The organism is Gordonia sp. LUNF6 (genome assembly GCF_047041125.1).
GTDB lineage: Bacteria > Actinomycetota > Actinomycetes > Mycobacteriales > Mycobacteriaceae > Gordonia > Gordonia sihwensis.
The window spans coordinates 1,991,500-2,017,567 of sequence record NZ_CP178181.1 but is presented as its reverse complement, the minus strand read 5'-3'; the positions used below and the strand labels follow the sequence as shown (position 1 = coordinate 2,017,567).

Below are 26,068 nucleotides of genomic sequence, written 5' to 3'. Positions count from 1 at the left end.
GGTGCTGCCGGACCGCGACGCGGCCGGGTCGATGACGGCGCGACGTCGCCGATACCGTGGGGACCATGAGCCGAACCGTCGCCGAACTGTCCGCCGAAGCCGCCCAGATGCTGTCCGAGTACCACCTCGCGACGCTGGCGACCACCCGAGCCGACGGAACGCCGCATGTGGTGGCAGTCGGCTTCACCTTCGACGGCGGCGCGCAGAAGGCACGGGTGATCACCTTCGAGGGCTCGCAGAAGGTGCGCAACGCCGATCGGGGCGGATACGCGGCGCTGACGCACGTGGACGGCCCACGGTGGCTGACCCTCGAGGGTCCGGTGACCGTCCGCCGCGATCCGGTCTCCGTGGCCGACGCCGAGGCACGGTACGCGGCTCGCTACCGGACTCCGAAGCCGAATCCCCGCCGCGTCGTGATTGAGATGGACATCGCGCGCGTGCTCGGGTCGGCCGGAATGTTCGGCACTGCTGCTGCCGGATGAGTCGCGGGCCGAGGTCACGGAGACCTCGATGACGCGAGGTCTTCCCCGAAGATGCGGGGACCGGCGCCGCGCTGCGTCAGATGCAGGGCGCGGACCATGTTGGTGCGTTCGTCCTTCGGGATCGCGATACCGTCGTCGGCCAGGACCGCGCGGGCCGCGGCGACAGCATCAAGCGGGTCGGACTTGCCCCTTGATTCGTTTCTTGTCCTTGCCGCCGCCGTACACTTCGGCCACCGACAGCCCTGCCGCCTGGAGCACGCTGGTGATTCCCCGCCCGTAGCTGCTGGTGCATTCCACCCCGACGGCACTGACGTCGTGACCATCGAGGCACGAAGTCACCGCCCGGTACCCGGCCGAGGTCGCCGGGAACTCTCGCCTCGGCCGGCTCGCCGCCGACCGAGGTGATGACTGCGACGGCGCTCGGCGGGCGGCGGCGGTCAGACAAGACATCGGTTAGGCAACCGGCCAAGCTCCTGATCAGGTCATGGCCACCGCCGCTCGTGAGCATTCGACGCCCCACACCGACCGAACAGACCAATTCGTGGACAACCCAGCAGGGCGTCAGTCGTACCCGGAGTCACGACCGTCGTGGAACTACCAACCATCATCAATGTCATACCCCGTTGGTAGAGTTCTGGTAGGTCAAGAAAACATGCTGTGAACAGCTGAAACACTCGGGGGAGGTGGCAGCGATGACCGATCCGATCACCACCGGTGTCACCGCTCTCGCGCTGCCGAACCAGCCCTCAGAGTTGTTGGCACTGATCGATGCCGCGGCGGTCAAACTCGCCGAGACCTCCCTGTCGCCGGAGACCGAACCGGAACTGCTGGCCCACACACAGACCGCCGAACGCATCCGGCGACGCTGGGACGGCGTTTCGTCCAGATTGTTGGTGGAGGTCTCCGACCGCAACGCGCACCGCACCGCCGGCTACCTGAAGCCACACCAATACCTCTCACAAGGGCTGCGGCTGGGAACCCGCGAGGCCGGCCGGCGGCTCCGGATGGCTGAGGCGATCGGCGAGTTCTCCAACTTTCAAGGGCAGACTCTGCCTCCGCGCAAGCCGGCGACCGCCGCGTCGGTGGCGGCCGGGACTGTCGGCGCCGAACACGCGTTGGTGATCTCGGGCGTTTTGGCGAAAGTGCCCGGCTGTATCTCGCCGGAAGTCAAGGCCCGTGCGGAGGCCGAACTCGCTCAGGCAGCGGCCGGGTTGAACCCGGATGATCTGGGCAAGGTCGGTGACCGGCTGCTCGCTCACCTGGATCGGGATGGGCAGGAGAGCGATCACGTCGATCGGCAACGCCAACGCGGAATCACGATCCTCCCGCAGGATCGTCAGTTGATGAGCAAGGTCCGCGGCGCGATGACTCCGGAGTTGCGGGCGAAGTTCGAAGTGATCCTCACCGCCTGGGCCGCGCCCGGCATGAACAATCCCGCCGACCCGGGCTCACCGGCCGGAACCATTGACGCCGAGAGCATCGACGCCGAGGCACTCGCCGCCGCGCGGGGCCGGGATCTGCGCAGCGCCGCCCAACGCACACACGACGCGCTGCTGGCGTTGTGTGATTACGTTCTCGCCCACGGCGGACTCGGTGCACCGAACCGGATACCAGCCGAGTTGGTCATCACCGTCACCGACCAAGAACTCGCCGCCCACGCCGGAATCGCCCTGACCGCCACCGGCACCCGCATCCCGATCGGCGAACTCGTCCGGCTCGCCGCCGACGCCGTCCCGCACCTGGCCGTCTTCCGGAATCACACCAGCGAAGTCCTCTACCAAGGCCGCGCGGCACGGTTCGCCAGTAAAGCGCAGCGGTTGGCGTTGTTCGCCCGCGACCGCGGCTGCACCGCACCCGGCTGCGACCGCCCCTTCGCGCAGACTCAAGCCCATCACGCACCGGACTGGATCACCCCGGCCGGGCGCACCGACACCGACGCCCTCGGCGCCGCCTGCGGACGCCACAACCGCGCCGTCGGCACCAACCGCGGCCAATGGGAAACCACCACCCTCACCGACGGACCCCACACCGGACGCATGGCCTGGCGACCAGCCACCACCGACCACCCCTGGCGCCTGAACACCATCCACCACGCCGGACAAGCACAATCGCTTCACCCGCGCGAGCCGCGATCGCGGGGGCTGCCCCGCCCGATCAGTTCGGCAGGACCACCAGGCCGTGCGGCCGCGAGTTGACCGGTTCACAGCCGTCGGCTGTCACGATGACGATGTCTTCGATACGTGCGCCCCAGTCGCCGTCGAAGTACACGCCAGGCTCCAGGCTGAAGGCCATGCCCTCCCGCAGAACGTCCGCATTGCCCGCGACGATGTAAGGCTCCTCATGCACGGACAGCCCGATCCCGTGGCCGGTCCGATGAATGAACCGGTCGCCGAGTCCCGCGTCCACGAGGATGTCGCGGGCCGCGGCGTCGACGCTCTCCGCGGAGACGCCGGGCCGGACCGCAGCGACCGCGGCCGCCTGCGCCCGTTCCAGGACCGCATAGGCCTCGGCGACGTCGGCGCGCGGCGGGCCGAAGCAGTACGTGCGAGTGGAATCGGAGTTGTAGCCGGGCTCCACCGGTCCGCCGATGTCGATCACCACCACGTCGTCTTCGGCGATCACGCGATCGGAATGCTCGTGATGCGGATCGGCGCCGTTGGGCCCGGACCCCACGATGATGAACTCCGCATGAGTGTGGCCCTCGGCGCGAATCGCCGCATCGATATCAGCCGCCACCTCCGCCTCCGTACGGCCCGGCTTCAGAAACTCGGCCATACGCGCGTGAACGCGGTCGATGGCCTCTCCCGCCCTCCGCAGTGCTTCCAGTTCGGCGTCGTCCTTGATCATCCGCAACTCGCGCAGCACCGGCGTCGCCAGATCCGGGGCCACCGAGGTCCGGCTCGCGAACGGGATGAGATGCAGCGCGGGCAGACTGTCGGACACCGCCAGACGCGCCGACTCACCGAGTCCGTCGAGGGCCAGCGCGTACGGGTCATCACCGTCCACCCAGTCGGCTATGCGCAGGCCCAGTTCGCCGATCGCCGACTCGCGAAGAGCCGCCAGTTCGAGCCTCGCGGTCACCACCCGCGCCTGCCCGCTCGCCGGAATCACCAGAGCTGTCAGCCGCTCGAAGGTCTCGGCCGTCGATCCCGTCAGATACCGGAAGTCGGGTCCGGTCCCGACAATGATCGCGTCGTAGCCCGCATCGCGGGTGAGATCGGCTGCCCGTCGCAGACGGCGGGCGTACACCTCGGAGTCGAATCTGGTCGCCATGCGTTCAGGGTATTTCACCGGCGGTGTGACAAGGTGATGACCATGACCGGATCATTGATGCTCCTCGACGGAGCGAGCCTGTGGTTTCGTTCGTTCTACGCGCTGCCGGAGAAGATGACCGCACCCGACGGACGCCCGGTCAACGCGGTCCGGGGATTCGTCGACACGATCGCGGCGTTGGTCACCGCACATCGCCCCACACGGCTGGTGGTGTGCCTCGACCTCGAATGGCGACCATCGTTCCGAACCGATCTGATCCCGTCGTACAAGGCACACCGGGTCTCCGACGTCGGCGACGGGGCCGAAGAGGTTCCGGAGACCCTCACCCCGCAGGTCGACATGATCCTCGACGTGCTGCGGTGTGCGGGCATCGCGACTTCGGGCGCTGCCGGCTGCGAAGCCGACGATGTCATCGGCACGCTCGCCTTCCACGAGGCCGACGACGAGGTGCTGGTCGTCAGCGGCGACCGCGACCTGCTGCAGGTGGTCGCCGACGATCCGGTCCCGGTCCGCGTGCTGTACGTGGGCAGAGGACTGGCCAAGGCCGAACTGATGGGCCCGGAGGAGGTCGCCGCCAAGTACGGAGTTCCGCCAGAGCGCGCGGGCGTCGCCTACGCCGAGATGTCGATCCTCCGGGGCGACCCGTCGGACGGGCTTCCCGGCGTTCCCGGGATCGGCGAGAAGACCGCCGCGAAACTGCTCACCCAGTTCGGCAGCCTCGACGCGCTGGAGGCAGCGGCCTACGACGACCGGACCGCCGTACCGACACGGGCTCGGAACTCGATCCGCGATTCGAGGGACTACCTGGCTGCGGCCCGCACGGTGGTCGCCGTACGGACCGACGCCGACACCGTCGACAGCACCGAGACCGATGCGCTACCCGCGGCGCCCGCGAACCGGAACGGACTCGACGCCCTCGTCGCCGAGCTCGGCATCGACGCTTCGATCGCGCGGCTGGCGAAGGCGCTCGAATGGTGATCGGGAGCCCGCAGCACGGCCGGCGGGCGGTCGGTCCCGCGCGTCAGTTGGTCGGACGCGAGACCTCGTAGGTGCCCTTGTCGTCCTTGACCGTGACGGTGACGTGCTTGTTCTCGCCCTTCACCTTCACCGAGCAGGTGAACACGGTTCCCGCCTTCACTTCCTGACCACTCGGGCACTGGACGTCCTTCACGTCCGACAGACCGTATCCGTCGTCCTGGTTCTTCGCGGTCAGCACCTTCATGACGCCGTCCTGCACCGCGGACTGATTGAACGTCTTCGTGACCCATCCCGGCCAGACGAACGCAGTCAGCGCCACCACGGCCGCGATGAGGACCAGCACGCCGACGATGACGCCGATCAGCTTCCCGGTCGCCTTCTTCCGCGCGGGCTGCGCGGGAGCGTACGGATTGAGAGTGGGATCGCCGCCGAGCGGCGGAGCCGGCGGCTGCTGCTGACCGAACGGGGCCTGCGCATACGGCTGCGGCTGACCGTACTGGGACTGATCGAACTGGGACTGACCGTACTGGGGTTGCCCGTACTGCTGCTGATATCCCTGCCGCGCGTACGGCTGCTGGCCGTACGCCGGACCCCCCTGCGGAGCACCGGACGGAGCGCCGTACTGGCCCGGCTGCCAGCCGGTCTGCGTCTGCCCCGCCTGTTCCTGCCCCGGCTGCCCGTGCCCCGGCTGCGGCTGACCCGGCTGCGGCTGACCGATCTGCTCGGTGGGGCCCGCGAATGACTGCTGATCTCGCTGCCACGGGCTCTGCTGCTGTCCCGCCGCGTCCGGACGTCGCACCACCGTGGTCTCCTCGTCCCCCGGCTGCCCCGGAGCGGTGGGCTCGTTTCCGTTCGTCATGTCGCGCCTTCCTCCTCAGCAGATGCCACCTGCGGCCGTGGCTGGTGTCACGTTACCGCAGCGACTCAATCCAATTCGGAGGCGACGACCCCGCGTTTGACACCCTTGACCGCCCGTGCCGCAGCCACCGCGAGACCGGTGTCCGGATCCACGCTGCCTCGGATCTGCTCCAGCAGATCGATGACCTGGCGGTTCCACCGAACGAAGTCGCCAGGTGAGAGCAACTGTCCCCGTTCCGACGCGGCCAGCAAGGCTTCCCGCAGCGACCGGCCCGAGGCCCAGGCACCGATGGCGACACAGAATCCGGTGTCGGGTTCACGCGTCTGAACGACTCCGTGTCGCTCCTGCACGTCGTTGGTCGCCTGCCACACGTCGACCGTCGCGAGGAGGGACTCCCGCAGCGCCCGGTCGCCGGGCATCGAGTCGACACCGCCGCTGTAGGAGTCGCGCCGCGACTCGTACACCATCGACGACACCACGGCGGCCAGGTCCGGCGGTGAGAGCCGGTCCCAGATCCCCGCACGAATGCACTCGGCGACGAGCAGGTCGCTCTCGGAGTAGATCCGTCGCAGAACCGCGCCGGTCGGCGTCACGACCAGCTCCCCGGAGTCATCGGTCTCGAGATACGACAGTTCGGTCAGCACACCGGTGATCGCGTCGAACTCGGTCTCGAGTGCCGCGGTCCGTTCGTCCACCGCTCGTTCGAGACTGTCGATGTCGCGAAGCAGCCGGTGACGACGTTCGGACAGCCGGTGCAGATCGTCGATGCCGTTGAGCTTGTGGACCGGGTGCTTGCGGAGCCGGTTGCGCAGTTCGGTGAGCCGCAGATCGTGCTCCGACAGCTCCCGCTTCTTCTTGTTGCGTCCCCGTGGCCGCGCGATTCCGCTGGAGCGGATCAGCTTGACCAGTTCGCGTCGGCCCTGTGCGCTGCGCCGATTCGCCGACTTCGGTATCCGCAGGTGTCCCAGCACCTCGGGCGGATTGACGAAGTCGCGCACGCCGACCCTGCCGGTCCAGCCGTCCTCGCTCAGCACCAGCGGTTTCGGGTCCACATCCATGGCCGCGCGCTCGAGCACCAGTGCCAGTCCGCGGTGCCTGCCGTTGTTCAGGCCTATCACGTTGCCGGGCTTCAACGACAGCAGATCCTCGGACACCGCCTCGGACGCCTCCATCCGACGGACGAACTTGGCCGCGCGTTCGTGCCTGCGGATGTCCTCGCGAAGCGAGACGTATTCGAGGAACGACTCGGGGGCCAGCCCCTTCCGTTCGGCCGAGTGCTCGAGTTCGGCGTCCACCTTGCGGAGCGTCATGCGGGCGCGGTCGAGTTGCCGCGCCTGACCCACCACCGATCTGTCGGTCTGGAACTGCGCGAACGACCGTCGGAGCAGATCGCGCGATCCGTCCACCCCGAGCCGATCGATCAGGTTCATCGCCATGTTGTATTCGGGGGCGAACGAGCTGCGCAGGGGAAAGGTCCGTGCTCCCGCCAGGCCGGCCACCCGGTCGGGGGCCACTTCGGGAGTCCAGACGACCACAGCATGTCCTTCGACGTCGATCCCGCGTCGTCCGGCGCGGCCGGTGAGCTGGGTGTACTCCCCCGGCGTCAAGTCGACGTGCGCTTCGCCGTTGTACTTAACCAGGCGTTCGAGGACCACGCTGCGCGCGGGCATGTTGATGCCCAGCGCCAAGGTCTCGGTCGCGAACACCACCTGCACGAGTCCCTCGACGAACAGCTCTTCGACGGCCTGCCGAAAGGTCGGCAGGAGTCCTGCGTGATGGGCGGCGAAGCCGCGGCGCAGGCCGTCGCGCCACTCGTCGACCCCGAGAACGTCAGCATCACCGGGGGCCAGCGCCGAGAGATGGCGGTCGACGATCGCGTCGACGGCGGAGACCTGGTGCGGCTCGAGCAGATTCAGGTCCGAGCGCAGACACTGCGCGAGCGCGCCGTCGCAGCCCTTGCGGGAGAAGATGAAGGTGATCGCGGGCAGCAGCCCGTTCTCCTCGAGGAGCCGGATCAGTCTGGGCCGCGAGACTCCGGTCCCGCCGCGCCGGCGTTCGCGCGCCAGACGTTCGCGGTAACCGCCGACAGCGTCGTCGGACAGCAGGCGGTGCTTGATGAAGCGGTTGAGCTCGGGGTTCACCTGCTTCGGATGCTTGCGGTCGAAGAGCTCGAACATCCTGTTTCCGACCAGCATGTGCTGGTGCAGCGGTACCGGCCGGTGCTCGTCGACGATCACCGCGGTGTCGCCCCGGACCGTGGTGATCCAGTCGCCGAACTCCTCCGCGTTACTCACCGTCGCCGACAGGCTCGCCACGCGCACCGACGGATCGAGCCCCAGGATCACCTCCTCCCACACGGCGCCCCGGAAACGGTCGGCGAGGAAATGCACCTCGTCCATCACCACGTGCGAGAGGCCCTGCAACGACGACGACTCCGCGTACAGCATGTTGCGGAGCACCTCGGTCGTCATCACGACCACCGGTGCCCCCGAGTTGATCGAGTTGTCGCCGGTCAGCAGTCCCACATTCGCCGCACCGTGCACGTCGACGAGGTCGTGGTACTTCTGGTTGCTCAGCGCTTTGATCGGAGTGGTGTAGAAGCACTTCGTCCCCTGCGCCAGCGCGAGATGCACGGCGAACTCACCGACGATCGTCTTGCCCGCGCCCGTGGGGGCGCACACGAGCACGCCCTGCCCCGCCTCCAGAGCGGCGCACGCCTCCCTTTGGAAGGGGTCGAGTCGAAAGCCGAGTCGAGCGGTGAACGCCGCTAGTTGCGGGCCGGGGCCGGAGAAGTCGTCGGTGGTCATCACCTACAGGATGTCATCGAATGCGCCCGGAGTCCGAACGGATCGACGCTCGCTCGACGCGCCGATCGGTCCCGCGGGCTCGATGGGTGCCGGACGGCCGACGTCGTCGGTCACCGGGGCGGAGCCGTCGTGTTCGAGCGGCGAGGCCTGATCGTCGGGCACGCTCATCCAGTCGGGATCGCGGCGGGCCTTGCGGCGGTCGTGGAAACGGGCGATCTGAATGGCCATCTCGAGGAGCACAGTGAGCGCCGCCGCCAGCGCCAACATGGTGAACGGGTCCTGGCCGGGTGTCACGACCGCGGCGAAGACGAACATCGCGAAGATGAGCCCGCGGCGCCACCGCTTGAGTCGTTCGTAGGTGAGCACTCCGACCAGGTTCAGCGCGACGATCAGCAGCGGAAGCTCGAAGCTGATGCCGAAGAGGATCAGCAGGTGCAGCATGAAGCTGAAGTACTGGTCGCCCGCGAGCGCAGTGACCTGAACGTCGTTGCCCACCGTCAGCAGGAAGTGGAACGCCTTCGACACCACCAGGTAGGCCAGCACTGCGCCGGCGACGAAGAGGACGCTCGCAGCTGCGACGAAGCTGATGCCGTATCGACGCTCGTTCTTGTGCAGCCCCGGTGTGATGAAACGCCAGATCTGCAGCAGCCAGATCGGGCATGCGAGTACCACGCCCGCGGTCAGGGCGACCTGAAGGCGCAGCATGAACTGGTCGAACGGCCCGGTGGCCAGCAGCCGGCATTCGCCGTCGGGGGTCAGCGAGGCGCGGGTGGACGCCGGGAGGTCGCAGTACGGACCGCGGAGGAGCTCACCCAGTGACTCGATCCGCCACACGCCGTGGCTGTACCAGACGAAACCGATGACGGTGGTGACCGCGATCGCCACCATCGAGATGACGAGCCGGGTCCTCAGCTCGTAGAGGTGCTCGGCCAACGGCATCGAGCCGTCGGGGTTGACTCGGCTCCGTCGCTGCCGGGGGTCGAGACGGGCGAGTGAGAATCGCTTGCGCACTCCGGTGGTGCGCGGCTAGGCCGTCTTCTTGTCGGATCGCGTCGCCTGGTCGGCGGGATCCGGACTCGGCTGAGGTGCGGTCGGCAGTTCGCGCGCGGTCTCAGTGGTCTCGGCGGACGGCTTGCCGTCGCTCTGCATCTCCTGGATCTCCGATTTGAAGATGCGCAGCGACCGGCCGAGGCCGCGAGCCGCCCCGGGGAGCTTGGCCGAGCCGAACAGCAGCACGAGCACGAGCAGAACGACCGCCCAGTGCCACGGCGACATCGCACCCATAATTCAACCCTTCGAGAGTAAACAGTCTCAGACGTGTTCGAGTCTACCGAACAGCGGCGTCATCGGCGCGCCCAGATTCGTCGGCCGGTACTGCGGTCAGGGACCGTACCGGCTCCGCGCAGCCTTCGCGGTGCTCGCGATCAGCGACGTCACGCCGTCGACGTCGCTACGAACCCGCACGCGCCCGCCGAATCCGAGCACGAATCGCGCGAGCCACTGGGGCGAGCCGTAGCGGATGGTCGCGGTGATCGGCTCGGTCGGCTCCTCGGAGAGTTCGTCGTCGGGCTCCGCCGCGAAGTACTCGAGCAGCCAGACCGCCTCGGGATCGATCTCGATGTGCGCCGTGGGCAGTTCCCCGGTGAGCGCGCCCAGATCGGTCGGGTCCGTCCGGTGGAGGGCCTCGACCGGAGGCTGCGAGACCTCGCCGGTGCCGTGCGCCGACTCGATCCGGTCGAATCGGAACAGGCGCACGCCCTCCGACGACCGGCACCAGGCCTCCAGATAACTGTTGCCGTCCACCGCCCGGATGCGGATCGGATCGACGGTCCGCTCGGTCACCTCGTCGCGACTGGCCGTGTAGTACGTGATCCTCAGCGACTGGCCGTCCTCCAGGGCCTGGCGGATGACGCCGTCGACGGGCGGTGCCGGAGCGGCGGGCAGGTCGGCGCTCACCGCGCGCCGCGTGGTACCCATCGCCTCCTCGATCTTCGCGATCGCGCTGCGCACGGCATCGGCGTCGACCGCTCCCCGTGTCTCGGAGAGCATGTTGAGCGCCATCAGCAGCACGTTGGCCTCGGGGCCGGTCAGCCGCAGCGGCCGGTCCATTCCTGCGGTGAAGACCACGCTGACGTATCCGTCCCAGAACTGGATGTCGATGAGGTGTTCGGGACCGTAGCCCGGGAGACCGCACACGTACAGTTGCTCGAGATCGGTCTGCAATTGGTGTTCGCTGACGCCGAGGTCGTCGGCTGCGGTCGACACCTTGATTCCCGGACGGGCCAGGAAGTACGGCACCATCGCCAGCAGACGCGACAGCCGGCTCGGATTGGCGTCGCTCATGCGCTCACCTCCGCCGCGATCAGGCGGTCCAGGTCGGCGACCACCTCCGCGCGCAGATCGTCCGGTGCGAGCACCACCGCGTCGGGTCCGGCGGCCAGGATCACCCTGCGCAGCCCCGACCGCGAATGGATCTCCACGGTCAGCAGATCTCCGTCCTCGTCTCCGAACCGCTGCGGGACCGTCGACGTCGCCATCCGCCGCAGGCCGTGCGCCCGACCGGCGGCGACCCAGATCTCCGCGGTGGCGCCGCCGTCCGCGGTCGCCACGTCGACCGCCTCGTTCACGATCGCCTGGATGTCGACCGTCGCCGGCACCACCACCGATCCCGCATCGCCGAAGGCTTCGACATCGGAGATCCGGGAGATCCGGAAGGTCCGCACAGCTCCGCGGTCGCGGTCGTGTCCGGTGACGTACCAGCGTCCGCCGCCGCCGGCGATCCCCCACGGTTCGAGGGTCCGCGTCTTGCGGCCTTTCGACGAGCGGTGAGTGAAGGTGACCGGGCGGCCGGCGTCGATCGCCGAGAGCAGATCGGTGATCGTGCGTTCGTCGCCCAGTGATCTGGTGGCGCCGCCGAGGGTCACCACCGATTCGTCGTCGGGAACCACTTCGATCCCCGCCGCGCGGAGCTTGAGGACCGCGGTCTGGAAGACGGCCGCCACCGAGGGATCGCGCCAGAGCGCCGAGGCCGCGGCCACGGCGGCCGCCTCGGCACGATCGAGGGTGATGTCGGGCAGCGCGTACTGGTCCGGATCGATCCGGTAGCCCTCCTCGCCCTGCGGGTTGCGGCCGGTCTCGACGGGAATGCCCATCTCTCGCAGCAGCGCCTTGTCGCGCTCGAGCATCCGCTTGAACGAGTCGTCGCTCCGGTCCGACTCCATGTATCCCTGCACGTTCGCACGCACATAGGTTGCGGGGACGTACGTCCGCGCCGACATCAAGCAGACGACGAGGTTGACGAGTCTCTCGTTCTTCGCAGTCACGCGTCCACTTTAGGCGTCACATCGACGCGATCAGCCGATCGACGCGCTCATCGACGTTCCGGAACGGGTCCTTGCAGAGCACGTTCCGCTGCGCCTGATCGTTGATCTTCAGATGCACCCAGTCGACGGTGAAGTCTCGTCCCGACTTCTGGGCCGCGGTGATGAAGTCGCCGCGGAGCTTGGCCCGGGTGGTCTGCGGCGGTGTCGAGGTGGCCTCGTCGATCGCCTCGTCGGTGGTGACCCGTGCCGCGAGCCCCTTGCGGGACAGCAGGTCGAAGACGCCGCGGCCCCGGCGGATGTCGTGGTAGGCCAGGTCGAGTTGCGCGATCTTCGGATCGGTCAGTTCCATCGAGTACTTGTCCTGGTAGCGCTGCATCAGCTTGCGCTTGATCACCCAGTCGATCTCGGTGTCGACACCGCTGAAGTCGTCGCGCTCCACGGCGTCGAGGACACGGCCCCACAGGTCCACCACGCGATCGAGCGTCGGGTCGGGCGTGCGCGTCTGCAGGTGCTTGACGGCCCGCGCGTGGTACTCGCGCTGGATCGCCAGCGCCGTCGCCGTCCGTCCGCCCGCGAGCCGGATCTCGCGCCGGCCGGTCGGATCGTGGCTGATGTCCCGGATCGCGCGGATCGGGTTGTCGAGCGCGAAGTCGTGGAACGAGATCCCCGACTCGATCATCTCCAGCACCAGCAGTGCGGAACCGACCTTGAGCATGGTGGTGGTCTCGGACATGTTGGAGTCGCCGACGATCACGTGCAGCCGACGGTACTTCTCGGCATCGGCGTGGGGCTCGTCGCGTGTGTTGATGATCGGCCGCGACCGGGTGGTCGCGGACGAGACGCCCTCCCAGATGTGGTCGGCGCGCTGCGACAGGCAGTAGCGCGCCTCGTGGCCCACCGAGAGCACCTTGCCCGCCCCGCAGATCAGCTGGCGCGTCACGAGGAAGGGCAGCAGCACATCGGAGACCCTGCCGAACTCCCCCACCCGGCTGACCAGGTAGTTCTCGTGGCATCCGTAGGAGTTGCCCGCGGAGTCGGTGTTGTTCTTGAACAGGTAGATGTCGCCGCCGATGCCCTCGGCCACCAAACGTTCCTCGGCGTCGACGAGCAGTTCCTCCAGGATCCGCTCGCCCGCACGGTCGTGCGTGATCAGTTGCGCCACCGAGTCGCATTCGGCGGTGGCGTACTCGGGGTGAGAGCCGACGTCGAGGTACAGCCGCGCACCGTTGGTGAGGAAGACGTTCGACGACCGGCCCCACGCGACGACGCGCCGGAACAGGTAGCGCGCGACCTCGTCCGGGCTGAGGCGACGCTGTCCCTTGAACGTGCAGGTGACACCGAATTCGGTCTCGATGCCCATGATCCGTCGTTCCACGGCGCTCACTCCTCGAGGTAGCCGGCGATGTCGGTGCGGCGCAGCCGCTTGAACGCCCGCCGCGGTCGGTTGCGATCCAGGATCGCCACCTCGACGTCGGCGGCGGTGAGTGTCGGTGCGGCGGCGGTGTCGCCGTTGGCCGACTCGGCCGGTGTGGACAGTGCGCGCACGGCGATCTGCAGGGCGCGCGGCAGCGGAAGGTTCGGCTCGTATGCGTCTTTCATCGCCGCGTTGATGGGTTCGGTGCTGCCGCCCATCACGATGAACGAGGTCTCGTCGACGATCGATCCGTCGTAGCCGATCCGGTAGAGCTGCGACGGGGTGGTGCGTCCGGCCCGGGCCACCTCGCCGACGCAGAGTTCCACTTCGAAGGGCTTGGCCTGCTCGGTGAACACCGCGCCGAGGGTGTTCGCGTAAGCACTGGCCAGCGACAGTCCGGTCACGTCGGCGCGGTCGTAGCTGTAGCCGCGCAGGTCGGCCATCTGGATGCCGGCCTTCCGCAGGCCCTCGAACTCGTTGTACTTGCCGACGGCCGCGAAACCGATGCGGTCGTAGATCTCACTGACCTTGCGCAGCGTGTTCGACGGATTGTGCGCCACGAAAAGGACGCCGTCGGCGTAGGTGAGCGCCACCACGCTGCGGCCCCGGGCGATGCCCTTGCGCGCCAGCTCCGAGCGGTCTCGCATGATCTGCTCGGCGCTCGCATAGTACGGAAAAGTCATGCGCGCTCCCCTGTCTGGCCGGCCGGCTCGGACGGTGCCGTACCCGACGCCGCCGCGCTCCTGCGGCGGGCGACCACCGCCTCGGCCGCACTCTCGATCTCCGCTTCCGCCACCAGGTCGGCGCCCTCGGCGCTCACCCGGGCGGCGGTCGGGAAGATCCGCCGCACAAGGTCCGGGCCACCGGTCGCGGAGTCGTCGTCGGCCGCGTCGTAGAGCGCCTCGACCGCGACCGCCAGCGCCTCGTCGGCGGACAGGTCCGAACGGTACAGCTTCTTCAGCGACGATTTCGCGAAGACCGATCCCGAGCCGATCGCGTCGTAGCCGCCGGTCTCCTCGTGACGGGAGCCGGCGACGTCGAACGAGAAGATCCGGCCCCGTGCGCCCGCGTCGGCTTCGGCGTCGAAACCGACGAGCAGCGGGATCGCGGCGAGCCCCTGCAGCGCAGCGCCCAGGTTGCTGCGGACCATCGTCGCCAGGCGTGCCACCTTGCCGTCGAGGGTCAGCGGCACCCCTTCGATCTTCTCGTAGTGCTCCAATTCGACGGCGAACAGCCGGACCATCTCGATCGCGATGCCCGCGGTGCCCGCGATACCCGCCGCGGAGTATTCGTCGGTGACGTACACCTTCTGCACATCACGGGTGGCGATGAGGTTGCCCATCGTCGACCGGCGGTCGCCGGCCAGCACCACGCCACCGGGGTAGCTGACCGCGACGATCGTGGTGCCGTGCGGGATCTGCTCCACGCCGGCCCGGCCGCCACCGTCGATCATGTTGTGCGGCAATCGATCAGGCGCATGAACGCGCAGGTACTCGGTGAACGACGAGATCCCGCCGGCTCCAGCCTCGCCCGGTACCGAGATCACTGCCCGCCCTTCTGGACGTAGGCGCGGACGAAGTCCTCCGCATTCTCCTCCAGCACGTCGTCGATCTCGTCGAGCAGATCGTCGGTCTCGCCGGTGAGCTTCTCTCTCCGCTCCTGGCCGGCCGCACCACCACCGATCGCGTCGTCATCGTCGCTGCCGCCGCCTCGTTTGGTCTGCTCCTGCGCCATGTTCGCCTCCTGAGAAGAGAATGTTGTGACTTCAACCCTACCGGTGGGCGTGCCCCGTGCGTCGCCGACGCGTCGGTCCGGTCGGCGATCGTCTTGCGCCGGTGGGATTCCGGACGCTCAGGACGTGGTCAGGCGGTCGACCAGATCGGCGGCCGAATCGGCGGCGTCGAGCAGCTCGCCGACGTGAGCAGCCGTGCCGCGGAGCGGTTCGAGCATCGGAATCCGGACCAGCGAGTCGCGGCCCAGGTCGAAGATCACCGAGTCCCAGCTGGCGGCGGCGACATCGGCGCCGAACCGGCGAACCGCCTCCCCGCGGAAATAGGCGCGCGTGCTCTCCGGTGGCGTCTCGACCGCTCGCATCACCTCGTCCTCGGTGGTCATGCGCTTCATGGACCCGCGTGCCACCAGACGGTTGTAGAGGCCTTTGTCGAGCCGGACGTCGGAGTACTGCAGGTCGATGAGTTGCAGCCGGGACGCCGACCAGGTGAGCCCTTCGCGGTTGCGGAAGCCCTCCAGCAGTCGCAGCTTGGCCGGCCAGTCCAGCAGGTCGGCGCACTCCATGGGATCGCGTTCGAGCTTGTCGAGGACATCGGCCCACGTGGCCAGCACGTGCGCGGCGCGCTCGTCGTCGGAGTGGTGGGCGTCGTGGAACCTCTGCGCTCGGTCGAGGTACTCGCGTTGCAGGGCCAGCCCGGTCATCTCACGGCCGTTCTCGAGCGCCACGGCCGTGCGCAGCGTCGGGTCGTGGCTGATCGCGTGAACCGCCTCGACGGGCCAGGCCAGCGCGAGATCGGACAGGTCCACCCCGGCCTCGATCAGGTCCAGCACGAGTGCCGTGGTGCCCACCTTGAGGTAGGTCGCCGTCTCGGCGAGATTCGCGTCACCGATGATGACGTGCAGGCGGCGGTACTTCTCGGGATCGGCGTGCGGTTCGTCGCGGGTGTTGATGATCCCCCGCTTCAGTGTGGTCTCGAGACCGACCTCGACCTCGATGTAGTCGGCACGCTGCGACAGCTGGTAACCGGAGTCCTCGCCGCGCTGGCCGATGCCCACCCGGCCCGAACCGCAGATCACCTGACGCGACGCGAAGAAGGGCATCAATCCGGTGATGATCGAGTCGAACGGCGTGTCGCGGTGCATCAGGTAGTTCTCGTGAGTGCCGTACGAGGCGCCCTTGCCGTCGATGTTGTTCTTGTACAACTGCAGCCGAGGGGCACCGGGAACGCTCGCGACATGCCGAGCCGCCTGCTCCATCACCCGCTCCCCCGCCTTGTCCCAGATCACCGCGTCGAGCGGGTCGGTCACCTCGGGTGCCGAATACTCCGGATGCGCGTGATCGACGTACAGCCGAGCACCGTTGGTGAGGATCATGTTGGCGGCGCCGATCTCGTCGGCGTCGATGATGGGCGCCGGGCCGCCGCTTCGGCCGAGGTCGAATCCGCGCGCATCGCGCATCGGTGACTCGACCTCGTAGTCCCAGCGGGTCCGGCGGTCACGGCGCGGCACGTTCGCGGCGGCGGCGTACGCCAGGACGGCCTGGGTGGACGTCATGATCGGGTTCGCGGACGGATCGCCGGGCGCGGAGATGCCGTACTCGACTTCGGTTCCGATGATGCGCTGCATGGAACCCAGCCTAACCGTGGCGATCTGCGCCCGGCGCGGCGCCGGTCAGCGTCTGCGCAACCGCAGGCGGGAGAAGATGAACAGCGTGAGTACCAGCGCGATGGCCACCAGCGCCGCATAGCTGATGAGCGCGTGCGCGAGGGAGGGCTCCCAGAGCGGATACATCATCTCGCCACCGGGCTCGTCGATCTTCACCTGGGGAACCTGATCGGCGATCCACGGGATGTTCACCGACTGCGCCGCATTGGTGTACCCCCAGTAGGTCGGGAACAGCCAGGTGATCGGCTTGACGAAGGCCGACCCGATCGCGAACAACCCGCCCGAGAGGACCAACTGGACCATCACCACGATCACCAGCGGCGGCATCGTCTGTTCGGTCGATCTCACAGCCGCCGAGATCGCGAGGCCGACGAGCACGCTCACGCACGCCAGTGTGGCGACCGCGATGAACAGCGTCTCCGCGGGCGGGATCGCGGGTTCGGCGCCGCCGGTCTTGACGATGTCGGCGGCCTTCGGCATCGCCCGAAGCCCATAGGTGATGCCGATCATGATCGCCACCTGGACCACGCTCATCAGCGAGAACACCAGGATCTTGGCGGTCAGGTATGCGCCCGGACGCAGTCCCACCGCGCGCTCGCGCTCGAAGATCCCCCGCTCGCCGACCAGATCGCGGACGGCGAGCGCGGTGCCCATGAAGGCGGCGCCGATCACCAGCACGGTGAGGATCTGCAGAGCCTCCCCCGGATCCTTCGGCGGGACGTAGTCGTTCGTCGGCGGCAGCACCGCCCGGCTGAATCCCTTGTCGCCCGGGATCACGAGGGTGAGCAGTCCCAGGACGATCGGCATCACCAGCAGCACCACCAGGTACCCCTTGTCGGCCCACACCAGGCGGACCTGACGTCGGGCCACCGTGCTGGTCTGCCGCACCAGGCCCATCTTGACCGGTGTGACGGGTGCCCCGGGCGCGGGCGCCTGCGGTGGCGGCTGATGCGGATGGCGCCCGCGGTACTGGGCCCAGGCCTGGTCGGGTCGTTCGGCGACGTAGCTGAAGATCTCCGCCCAGTCGGCGGTGCCCATCTCGCCGGCCACATCCCCGGGGGCGCCGCAGAACGACGTCTTGCCGCCGGGCGCCAGCAGCAGCACTTGGTCGCACAGACTCAGGTAGGTGAGCGAGTGGGTCACCACCAGCACCACGCGACCCGCGTCGGCGAGCCGGCGCAGCGTCTTCATCACCTGCTGGTCGAGAGCCGGATCCAGACCCGAGGTCGGCTCGTCGAGGATGAGCAGCGACGGCCCGGTGAGCAGCTCCATCGCCACCGACGCGCGTTTGCGCTGGCCGCCGGAGAGTTTGTCGACGCGGGTGTCGACGTGCTCGGTGAGCTGGAGTTCGGAGAGCACGCCGTCGATCACGACGTCGCGGTCGGCGGTCGACAGATCGGCGGGCAGCCGCAGTTCGGCCGCATAGCGCAGCGCCTGTCGGAGGGTGAGCTTCTGGTGCAGCACGTCGTCCTGCGGCACCATCCCGATACGGGAGCGCAGCGCCTCGTACTCGCTGTGAACTCCGCGCCCCTCGAAGGTCACGACTCCGACTGTCGGGTTGTTCAGGCCCGCGACGATCTTCGAGACCGTCGACTTGCCCGCTCCGGACGGGCCGATGATCGCGGTGAGCGTGCCGGGGGCCGCGGAGAAGGAGACGTCGTTGAGCAGTGCCTTGCCGTCGATCGTCAAGCCGATCCCGGATACCTCGAGGCCACCGGCCACCTGCGCCTGTGGCCGCCCGCGCACCAGGCGGCCGTCGGTCAGCACGAAGTCGGAGTTGCCGATCGTGACGACGTCGTTCTCGCTGAGGCGATGCGCCATCACGCGACGGCCGTTGACGAAGGTGCCGTTCACGCTCCCGAGGTCTTCCAGGAGCAACCCCTGCGGGGTACTCGTCATCCGCGCATGGTGCCGGGAGGCCAGGACGTCGCTGACGACGATGTCGTTGTCGGGCGTGCGGCCGATGGTCTGCACGCCGGTGAGCGAGATGGTCTCGCGCCCGCGCAGGTCGCCGGGCACTTCGTAGACGGCCGACGCGTTCTGATGCAGTGCCGCCAGGTGCGGGGCGTCGGGAAGCGCGCCGAATCGCGGGGGCGCCTGCCGGTATCCGCCGGGCGGACGCTGAGCCGAGAGCGGTGCGGTGGCCGGACGGTTCGCCGGGCGCACGGGTGGCCGGTCCGGTCGCTGCGGCCCGGACGGGTACGGCGTCGGCGCCTGCGGTCCGGCTGCGGATCGCAGCGGGCGAGACTGCGGCGCCGGAGACTGCGGCACGGGCGGTTGCCGGCCCGGAACCGGACGCGAGGGCGGCACCACCGTCGGAGCCGCGGCTCCCTGCGGAGCCAACTCGACCACGGGTCCGGTCGCCGCATCACCGAGGCGGATCTGGACCGGCCGGTCGATCCGGGCCGCGGACTGCCGGACGCCTGCCACGAAGAAGCCGTTCGTGCTTCCGCGATCGACCACGCTCCAGCCGTCCGACCACTCGAACGCCAGGTGCACGCGGGACACGAGCGGGTGATTCACCACGACGTCGTTGTCGGGAGTGCGCCCGAGCGTCGCCGGTGAGGTCCGCACCACATGCGGGCGAGCCTGTGCGACCCGGACCTGCAGCGGGGTGATTGCTGTCGTGTTCATCGCCGGTAACTCTAGCGAGTCCCGGCGCCCGGCCTAGACCGACGGAATGACTAAGCCGGATCCGGGCTCCGGCGAACGCGGTCGGGCGGGCCGCGGACCAGAGCCCGGGATCAGAGATACTGGCCGGTGTTCGACTCGGTGTCGATGGCCCGGCTGGCACCGCCGGTCTTACCCGTGACCAGCGTCCGGATGTAGACGATGCGCTCGCCCTTCTTCCCCGAGATGCGCGCCCAGTCGTCCGGGTTGGTCGTGTTCGGCAGATCCTCGTTCTCCGAGAACTCATCCAGAATCGAGTCGAGGAGATGGCTGATCCGCAGTCCGCTCTGACCGGTGTCGAGATGCGCCTTGATCGCGTACTTCTTCGCTCGGTCGACGACGTTCTGAATCATCGCTCCCGAGTTGAAGTCCTTGAAGTACATGATCTCCTTGTCGCCGTTGGCGTAGGTGACCTCCAGGAACCGGTTGTCGTCGGACTCGGCGTACATCCGCTCCACCACGCGCTGGATCATCGCGTCGATGCACCGCCGGCGATCGCCGTCGAACTCCGCCAGATCCTCCGGGTGCACCGGTAGATCGGGCGTCAGGTACTTCGAGAAGATGTCGATCGCCGACTCCGCGTCCGGCCGCTCGATCTTGATCTTGACGTCCAGACGGCCCGGCCGGAGAATCGCCGGATCGATCATGTCCTCGCGGTTGGAGGCGCCGATCACGATCACGTTCTCCAGGCCCTCGACGCCGTCGATCTCGCTCAGCAGCTGGGGCACCACCGTCGTCTCGACATCCGAGGACACGCCGGAGCCGCGGGTACGGAAGATCGAGTCCATCTCGTCGAAGAAGACGATCACCGGAGTGCCCTCCGACGCCTTCTCACGGGCGCGCTGGAAGATCAGCCGGATGTGTCGCTCGGTCTCGCCGACGAACTTGTTCAGCAGCTCCGGGCCCTTGATGTTGAGGAAGTACGATTTGGCCTCGTGCGCGTTGTCTCCGCGCGCCTCGGCGATCTTCCTCGCCAGTGAATTGGCGACGGCCTTCGCGATGAGCGTCTTGCCGCATCCGGGAGGTCCGTACAGGAGCACGCCCTTCGGGGGGCGCAGCGAGTACTCGCGGAACAGGTCCTTGTGCAGGAACGGGAGTTCGACGGCGTCGCGGATCTGCTCGATCTGACGGCGAAGTCCGCCGATGTCCTCGTAATCGACGTCCGGAACCTCTTCGAGGACGAGATCCTCCACCTCGGCCTTCGGGATGCGCTCGAGGGCGAAGCCGGCCTTGCCGTCGATCATCAGCGAATCGCCGGGCCGGAGCTTGCGGGTCGACTCGCCGCCTTCGTCGGTGTGGATCAGCGAGCCCGCGAGTTGGACGATCCGCTCCTCGTCGCTGTGGCCGACGACGAGGGCTCGCCGTCCGTCCGCGAGGACCTCGCGCAGGGTGCTGATCTCGCCGACGGTGTCGTAGTCGAGCGACTCGACGACGGTCAATGCCTCATTGAGGCGGAGCGACTGGCCCCGCCGGAGAGCGGAGGCGTCGATGTTGGGTGACAGCGTCAGCCGCATCTTGCGACCGGAGGTGAACACGTCGACGGTGTCGTCGTCGAAGACCTGCAGGAGCACGCCGTATCCGCTGGGCGGCTGACCCAGGTTGTCGACTTCCTCGCGCAGGGCGATGAGCTGCTGTCTCGCCTCTTTGAGCATCTCGGTGAGCTTGCTGTTGCGCACGGTGAGACTCTCGACGCGCTGCTGCATGGTCGAGAATTCGACGCTGCTGCTGGGCGAACGGTCGGACTCGGTCATCGTCTCTCCTTTGCCGGTGGTACGTACTCCACGCTACCCGCGTGTGGGACGCCGTTGTACCCGAAGCGTTTCCGTACCGTCGGCGAGTCGGCGCGCGGTGATCAGGAAGGCGGTGTGGCCCTGCATCCGGTGCTCGGGGCGGACCGCGAGACCCACCGCACTCCACTCGCGGACCAGCGACTCCCATGCGCGCGGCTCGGTCCAGCACTGCTGTTCGCGCAGGCCCTCCATCACCTTCGACAGCTGCGTCACCGTGGCCACGTACACGGTCAGCACGCCGCCGGGGCGGATCGTCTTCGACACCACGTCCAGGCACTCCCACGGCGCGAGCATGTCGAGGATGATGCGGTCGAACTGCTCGGCGGGGTCGTGATCGACGAGATCTCCGACGCGCAGGGTCCAGTTGTCGGGGCGCCCGCCCAGGTAGGTCTCGACGTTGCGGACGGCGTGCTCGGCGTGATCCTCTCGCACCTCGTACGACAGCACCGAGCCCTCGGTGCCGACGGCGCGCAGCAGCGACAGCGTCAGCGCTCCCGATCCCGCGCCGGCCTCCAGGACTCGGGCACCGGGGAAGATGTCGCCCTCGGCGACGATCTGCGCGGAGTCCTTCGGGTAGATCACCTGCGCCCCGCGGGGCATGGAGACCACGTAGTCGGTCAGCAGCGGTCGCAGCGCCAGGTACTGGGTGCCCGAGGTCGCCTCGACGACGCAGCCCTCGGGGCTGCCGATCAGATCGTCGTGCAGGATGCCGCCGCGATGCGTGTGGAACTGCTTGCCCTCCTCCAGGACGACGGTGAACTTGCGTCCCTTCGCGTCGGTGAGCTGTACGCGATCGCCTACGGCGAACGGGCCGGTTGTCGCCATCGTGCTGGTGTCCTTCAAGTCGGTCGGCAGGGCCGATTCGGGGCCTTCGCGAGGAGTGGAGAGGCCCGGGAATCGCTCAGACAACCTTGTCATAGAGTGCCGGTATGGACATGAGCGAGGTGCCCTACAGCTGCTACTACGAGCCCATCCCCGTCCCCGGCGGTGACGATCCGGGCTACGAGTACTTCCAGCCGACACCGGCCACGGCGAGCGTGTGGTCGCAGGACATGCAGCACGGCGGTCCGCCCGCCGGCCTGCTGATGCGCGCGATGATGCGAGCCGTGCCGGACGACGGTCAGGAGTTCAGCCGCATCACCACCGAGATCATCGGACCCGTGGGGCTGGGCGTGAACCGGATCCGCACCAGCATCCCGCGGCCGGGCCGACGCATCTCGATGGTTCAGGCCGACCTCGAGGCGCAGGGGCCCGACGGCACCTACCGGACGGTGGCCCGGTCGGTGGCGTGGCGTCTGCTCGGGTCCGACTCGACGGCCGTCGCCGACGCTCCCCTCGATCCGCTGCCCGCCTCGCCGGACGAGCTTCCGCAGACGGTCGGATTCCCGACACAGGACACGGACGCGGTCGCATGGGGAAAGGTCGGGTTCATCGGCACCACCGTCACCGCCCGTCAGCCCGGCCGCAACGGCAAGACGCCGGCGATCTGGATCCGGCCCGCGATCCCGCTGGTGGCCGGCGAGGAGATGTCGCACCTCGAGTCGGTGTTCACCGTGCTCGACGTCGCGAACGGCGTCGGGACGCGTCTGGACCCGACGCAGTGGTCGTGGATGAACATGGACACGACGGTCCATCTGATCACCCAGCCGACCTCACCGTGGCTCGGTGTGGACTCCGATCTCGCCGTCGGCGCGCGCGGCTACGGCGCCAGCTTCGCCGACCTCTACGACGTCTCAGGCTTCCTCGGCCGCTCGGCGCAGACCGATCTGATCGCCGAGCAGGGATAGCGGCTGGAGCTACTTCTTGGCCGGTTGGACACCTCACCGGCTGGTTGGGCGCCTAACAGGCTGGTTGAGCGCCTAACAGGCTGGTTGAGCGAGCGTAGCGAGTCGAAACCGCCGCGAGTGAAGCTGGGAACCGAGCGATCGAGCTCCCAGCCCGAGTGGCAGCTGGCTTCGACTCGCTGCGCTCGCTCAACCAGCCTGAGGAAAGCGCTCACTCAACCAGACCGGGTGGCAGTTGGCTTCGACTCGCTGCGCTCGCTCAACCAGCCTGAGGAAAGCGCTCACTCAGCCAGACCGGGTGGCAGTTGGCTTCGACTCGCTACGCTCGCTCAACCAGCCTGAGGAAAGCGCTTGCTCAACCAGCCCGGGTGGCAGTTGGCTTCGACTCGCTACGCTCGCTCAACCAACCTGGGGAAAGCGCTCACTCAACCAGCCCGGGTGATAGTTGGCTTCGACTCGCTACGCTCGCTCAACCAACCTGGGGAAAGCGCTTGCTCAATCAGCCTGGGTGACAGTTGGCTTCGACTCGCTACGCTCGCTCAACCAGCCTGGGGAAAGCGCTCGCTCAACCAGCCTGAGGAAGGCGAGCGTGTCCTAGAAGCGGCAGGAGCGGATGTCCGAGGCGAGGATGGCGCGGACGCCCAGTTCCGACAGGTCGTCCATCAGCGGCTGATGCGTCTTACGCGGAACCATCGCGCGGACCGCGAGCCATTCCGGGTCGAGCATCGGCGACACGGTCGGCGATTCCAGGCCGGGCGTCATCGCGACCGCCTGATCGAGCAGTGCCTTGGGGCAGTCGTAGTCGATCATGACGTACTGCTGACCGAAGACCACGCCCTGTACGCGGGCGATGAACTGCTTCGCGGCCCGGGAGGCCTCCGCTGACTCCGGATTGCGGATCAGCACCGCCTCCGAATCGCAGAGGGAGTCGCCGAACGCCGCCAGACCGTGCAGCCGCAGCGTGCGTCCGGTTCCCACGACGTCGGCGATCGCGTCGGCCACGCCGAGCTGAATCGAGATCTCCACGGCACCGTCGAGGCGGATGATCTCCGCGTCGATCCCCCGGGCGGCGAGGTCGCGGCGGACCAGGTTGGGATACGACGTCGCGATCCGCTTGCCCGCGAGGTCGGCGACGGTCCATTCCTGGTCGGCCGGAGCGGCGTAGCGGAACACCGAGGAACCGAAACCGAGCGCCACCTCCTCGATCACCTCGGCGCCGGAGTCGGCGGCCAGGTCGCGCCCGGTGATGCCGAGATCGAGGGTGCCCGCACCCACGTAGATCGCGACGTCCTTGGGACGCAGGAAGTAGAACTCGACGTCGTTGTTGACGTCGATGACGTTGAGGTCCTTGGGGTCCGAGCGCTTGCGGTACCCGGCTTCGGAGAGGATTCCGGCGGCGGCTTCGGACAGGGCGCCCTTGTTGGGGACGGCGACGCGCAACATTGCGGTGACTCCTAGAGGATGTGGTCGGCGGGAGGTGTCGGTGACCGGAGGCCGGCGGTCAGAGGTAGCGGTAGATGTCCGCGGGGGTGAGCCCGCGCTTGACCATCATCACCTGCAACCAGTACACGAGCTGGGAGATCTCCTCCGAGAGCGACTCGTCCGACTCATGCTCGGCGGCCAGCCAGACCTCGCCCGCCTCCTCGATGATCTTCTTCCCGAGCGTATGGACGCCCGCGTCCAGAGCGGCGACGGTACCGCTGCCCTCGGGGCGGGTCTGGGCCTTGTCGGCCAGCTCAGAGAAGAGTTCGTCGAAGGTTTTCACACCGACTATTTTTGCACGTCGAGTCGATCGGTCCCTGGCCGGGGCGCGGTGCCCTCCCGGGGCGCGCGACGGGGTCCGGTCAGCGTGCGGCGAAGACCTCCGCGAGATCGTCGAGGGTGAGACCCTCGAGCGTCTCTCGGTAGGTGTACGTCGGCTTGGGCGGCACCGGGATCGCCGACGGGATCACGATCGCGGGCACGCCGGCGGCGTGCGTCGCGGCGGCGCCGACCGGCGAGTCCTCGAAGGCCAGACACTCGGACGCGCAGAATCCGACCAGTTCGGCGGCCCGGCGATAGATGTGCGGCTCGGGCTTGCCCGCCTCCACCTCGTCGCCGCAGACGGTGGCGACGAACCGGTCGCGCCCCAGCGTCTCGAGCATCACATCGGTGACCTCGCGGACCGTGTTGGTGACCAGCACCATCGGGATCTCCGCACCCGCCACGAGGTCGAGCGCGGAGAGTGCGCCGGGCCGCCACCGCAGATCGGTGGCGAACAGTTCGAGGACCCGAGCGACCATCGCGTCCTCGTCGGCCTCGAAGTCGCGCCCGGACTCCGGCACCCGTGCCGCGTCGTACACCTTGGTCAGCGCGTCCACCGAACTGTTGCCCATGGTGGCGTTGCGCAGCTCCGGAGTCATCTCGGCGCCGATGCCGCGGGCGAACTCCTCCATCGCCCGGCCCCACAGCGGCTCGGTGTCGAGGAGCGTTCCATCCATGTCCCAGAGCACGGCGCGCGGAAGCACACGGTCGTCTGTCACTGCCTCTTGCCTTTCGACGTCGGTTCCCGATCGGCCGGCGACGGGCCACGGCCATCGGGCACCAGCGTAGGCCAGCGGTCGTCGGCGCGGGCGGATCGCCGCACCCCTCAACTGACCAGGTTCATCACCAGGTTGATGGTCGTGGCGATGATGACCGTTCCGTAGACGTAGCTGAGCAGGCAGTGCTTGAGCACCTCGCGCCGGATGACAGTGGGTCCGACGGCGGTGTCCGAGACCTGATAGGTCATGCCGAGGTTGAAGGCGAAGTAGAAGAAGTCCGCGTAGCAGGGCGGATCGCTCGTGTTGAAGTCGATCCCGCCCGGCTCGCCGGCGTAGTAGATCCGGGCGTACCGCGACGCGAACAGCGTGTGCAGCATCCCCCACGCCGCGAGCACCGCCACCACCGCCAGCATCGCGTACCAACTGCCGTTGCGGTCCCGGGCGGCCAGCAGCAGCACACCGATCGCGGACAGACTCACCGCGAGCGTTGCGATCAGCGCCGCATCGCCGAGTTCGTCGCGGACGTCGGCGGCCTCCGCGTGGGCGCGGGTGGTCGGCGCGTCCATCGGCCACAGCATCGCCACCGACCACACCAGATACACCGCCGACGTGACCGTCACCATCAGCATCGGCGCGAGCTGCCACAGTCCGGTCGCCGGCCAGACCACCGCGGCGATCACCAGTCCCGCCGCGAGTCCGACGATGAAGCGCGTCATCCCGCGCACATCCCGTTTGGCCATGCTGTGACGTTATCGGAGCGCCGAGCCGGT

23 protein-coding genes are annotated in these 26,068 nt (G+C 68.2%); 4 read left to right on the top strand and 19 right to left on the bottom strand.

Annotated features, from left to right (window positions below; genetic code table 11):
• Positions 1 to 65: 65 nt before the first annotated feature.
• Positions 66 to 482 (top strand): TIGR03618 family F420-dependent PPOX class oxidoreductase, encoded by a 417-nt coding sequence (locus ACK8HH_RS09415; RefSeq protein ID WP_412475141.1) that lies wholly within the window; start codon positions 66 to 68, stop codon positions 480 to 482.
• Positions 483 to 1,174: 692 nt separating this feature from the next.
• Positions 1,175 to 2,677: a DUF222 domain-containing protein gene (locus tag ACK8HH_RS09410; protein WP_412475140.1), complete on the top strand. Its 1,503-nt coding sequence runs from the start codon at positions 1,175 to 1,177 to the stop codon at positions 2,675 to 2,677.
• Here the strand turns inward: ACK8HH_RS09410 and ACK8HH_RS09405 are convergent.
• Entirely contained in the window at positions 2,637 to 3,755 is a 1,119-nt protein-coding gene (locus ACK8HH_RS09405) for a M24 family metallopeptidase (protein WP_412475139.1), read from the bottom strand. The two genes, ACK8HH_RS09410 and ACK8HH_RS09405, sit on opposite strands and share 41 nt — an antisense overlap.
• Before the next feature lie 42 nt (positions 3,756 to 3,797).
• Here ACK8HH_RS09405 and ACK8HH_RS09400 point away from each other — a divergent pair, with 42 nt between their 5' ends.
• Positions 3,798 to 4,733 (top strand): 5'-3' exonuclease, encoded by a 936-nt coding sequence (locus ACK8HH_RS09400; protein WP_412475138.1) that lies wholly within the window; start codon positions 3,798 to 3,800, stop codon positions 4,731 to 4,733.
• Between the two features lie 43 nt (positions 4,734 to 4,776).
• Here ACK8HH_RS09400 and ACK8HH_RS09395 read toward each other — a convergent pair whose 3' ends face one another.
• From ACK8HH_RS09395 to ACK8HH_RS09330, 14 genes are all read right to left on the bottom strand, one after another.
• Entirely contained in the window at positions 4,777 to 5,592 is an 816-nt protein-coding gene (locus tag ACK8HH_RS09395; RefSeq protein ID WP_412475137.1) for a DUF4333 domain-containing protein, read from the bottom strand.
• Between the two features lie 65 nt (positions 5,593 to 5,657).
• On the bottom strand, positions 5,658 to 8,399 hold the full coding sequence (locus ACK8HH_RS09390; protein ID WP_346076984.1) for a DEAD/DEAH box helicase: 2,742 nt from the start codon (positions 8,397 to 8,399) through the stop codon (positions 5,658 to 5,660).
• Between the two features lie 3 nt (positions 8,400 to 8,402).
• On the bottom strand, positions 8,403 to 9,410 hold the full coding sequence (gene tatC, locus ACK8HH_RS09385; RefSeq protein WP_006894939.1) for a twin-arginine translocase subunit TatC: 1,008 nt from the start codon (positions 9,408 to 9,410) through the stop codon (positions 8,403 to 8,405).
• 15 nt (positions 9,411 to 9,425) lie between these two features.
• Complete coding sequence (gene tatA, locus ACK8HH_RS09380; RefSeq protein WP_006894938.1) at positions 9,426 to 9,683, bottom strand: Sec-independent protein translocase subunit TatA; 258 nt, start codon at positions 9,681 to 9,683, stop codon at positions 9,426 to 9,428.
• Positions 9,684 to 9,779: 96 nt separating this feature from the next.
• A complete protein-coding gene (locus ACK8HH_RS09375; protein WP_062367480.1) occupies positions 9,780 to 10,742 on the bottom strand; it encodes a helix-turn-helix transcriptional regulator in 963 nt (320 codons plus the stop codon).
• On the bottom strand, positions 10,739 to 11,722 hold the full coding sequence (locus ACK8HH_RS09370; protein WP_006894936.1) for a helix-turn-helix transcriptional regulator: 984 nt from the start codon (positions 11,720 to 11,722) through the stop codon (positions 10,739 to 10,741). The genes ACK8HH_RS09375 and ACK8HH_RS09370 overlap by 4 nt, the downstream gene beginning before the upstream one ends.
• 16 nt (positions 11,723 to 11,738) lie before the next feature.
• Complete coding sequence (pafA, locus tag ACK8HH_RS09365) at positions 11,739 to 13,097, bottom strand: Pup--protein ligase (RefSeq protein ID WP_412475136.1); 1,359 nt, start codon at positions 13,095 to 13,097, stop codon at positions 11,739 to 11,741.
• 5 nt (positions 13,098 to 13,102) lie between these two features.
• A complete protein-coding gene (prcA, locus tag ACK8HH_RS09360) occupies positions 13,103 to 13,819 on the bottom strand; it encodes a proteasome subunit alpha (protein WP_006894934.1) in 717 nt (238 codons plus the stop codon).
• Positions 13,816 to 14,682 carry a proteasome subunit beta gene (gene prcB, locus ACK8HH_RS09355; RefSeq protein ID WP_278127336.1) on the bottom strand — a complete coding sequence of 289 codons (867 nt, stop codon included), beginning with the start codon at positions 14,680 to 14,682 and terminating at the stop codon, positions 13,816 to 13,818. The genes prcA and prcB overlap by 4 nt, the downstream gene beginning before the upstream one ends.
• Positions 14,679 to 14,870, bottom strand: coding sequence for a ubiquitin-like protein Pup (locus ACK8HH_RS09350; RefSeq protein WP_006894932.1), 192 nt, complete (start codon positions 14,868 to 14,870; stop codon positions 14,679 to 14,681). The genes prcB and ACK8HH_RS09350 overlap by 4 nt, the downstream gene beginning before the upstream one ends.
• 117 nt (positions 14,871 to 14,987) lie before the next feature.
• The gene (gene dop, locus ACK8HH_RS09345; RefSeq protein WP_045537398.1) at positions 14,988 to 16,493 is read right to left on the bottom strand and encodes a depupylase/deamidase Dop; all 1,506 of its coding nucleotides are present in this window, start codon (positions 16,491 to 16,493) and stop codon (positions 14,988 to 14,990) included.
• 45 nt (positions 16,494 to 16,538) lie between these two features.
• On the bottom strand, positions 16,539 to 19,166 hold the full coding sequence (locus ACK8HH_RS09340; RefSeq protein ID WP_412475135.1) for an FHA domain-containing protein: 2,628 nt from the start codon (positions 19,164 to 19,166) through the stop codon (positions 16,539 to 16,541).
• Positions 19,167 to 19,276: 110 nt separating this feature from the next.
• A complete protein-coding gene (gene arc / locus ACK8HH_RS09335) occupies positions 19,277 to 20,953 on the bottom strand; it encodes a proteasome ATPase (protein ID WP_006894929.1) in 1,677 nt (558 codons plus the stop codon).
• 33 nt (positions 20,954 to 20,986) lie between these two features.
• Positions 20,987 to 21,817 (bottom strand): tRNA (adenine-N1)-methyltransferase, encoded by an 831-nt coding sequence (locus tag ACK8HH_RS09330; RefSeq protein ID WP_412475134.1) that lies wholly within the window; start codon positions 21,815 to 21,817, stop codon positions 20,987 to 20,989.
• A 104-nt stretch (positions 21,818 to 21,921) separates the two neighbouring features.
• Here ACK8HH_RS09330 and ACK8HH_RS09325 point away from each other — a divergent pair, with 104 nt between their 5' ends.
• Positions 21,922 to 22,779: a thioesterase family protein gene (locus tag ACK8HH_RS09325; protein ID WP_006894927.1), complete on the top strand. Its 858-nt coding sequence runs from the start codon at positions 21,922 to 21,924 to the stop codon at positions 22,777 to 22,779.
• Between the two features lie 591 nt (positions 22,780 to 23,370).
• Here the strand turns inward: ACK8HH_RS09325 and hisG are convergent.
• The 4 genes from hisG to ACK8HH_RS09305 all read right to left on the bottom strand — a co-directional run bounded on the left by hisG (position 23,371) and on the right by ACK8HH_RS09305 (position 26,023).
• Positions 23,371 to 24,219 carry an ATP phosphoribosyltransferase gene (hisG, locus tag ACK8HH_RS09320; RefSeq protein ID WP_006894925.1) on the bottom strand — a complete coding sequence of 283 codons (849 nt, stop codon included), beginning with the start codon at positions 24,217 to 24,219 and terminating at the stop codon, positions 23,371 to 23,373.
• Between the two features lie 58 nt (positions 24,220 to 24,277).
• Positions 24,278 to 24,541, bottom strand: a complete 264-nt coding sequence (locus ACK8HH_RS09315) for a phosphoribosyl-ATP diphosphatase (RefSeq protein ID WP_006894924.1) — start codon at positions 24,539 to 24,541, stop codon at positions 24,278 to 24,280.
• Between the two features lie 79 nt (positions 24,542 to 24,620).
• Entirely contained in the window at positions 24,621 to 25,256 is a 636-nt protein-coding gene (locus ACK8HH_RS09310) for an HAD family hydrolase (RefSeq protein ID WP_231875730.1), read from the bottom strand.
• Positions 25,257 to 25,405: 149 nt separating this feature from the next.
• The gene (locus tag ACK8HH_RS09305; RefSeq protein ID WP_045539082.1) at positions 25,406 to 26,023 is read right to left on the bottom strand and encodes a DUF1345 domain-containing protein; all 618 of its coding nucleotides are present in this window, start codon (positions 26,021 to 26,023) and stop codon (positions 25,406 to 25,408) included.
• Positions 26,024 to 26,068: the final 45 nt, after the last annotated feature.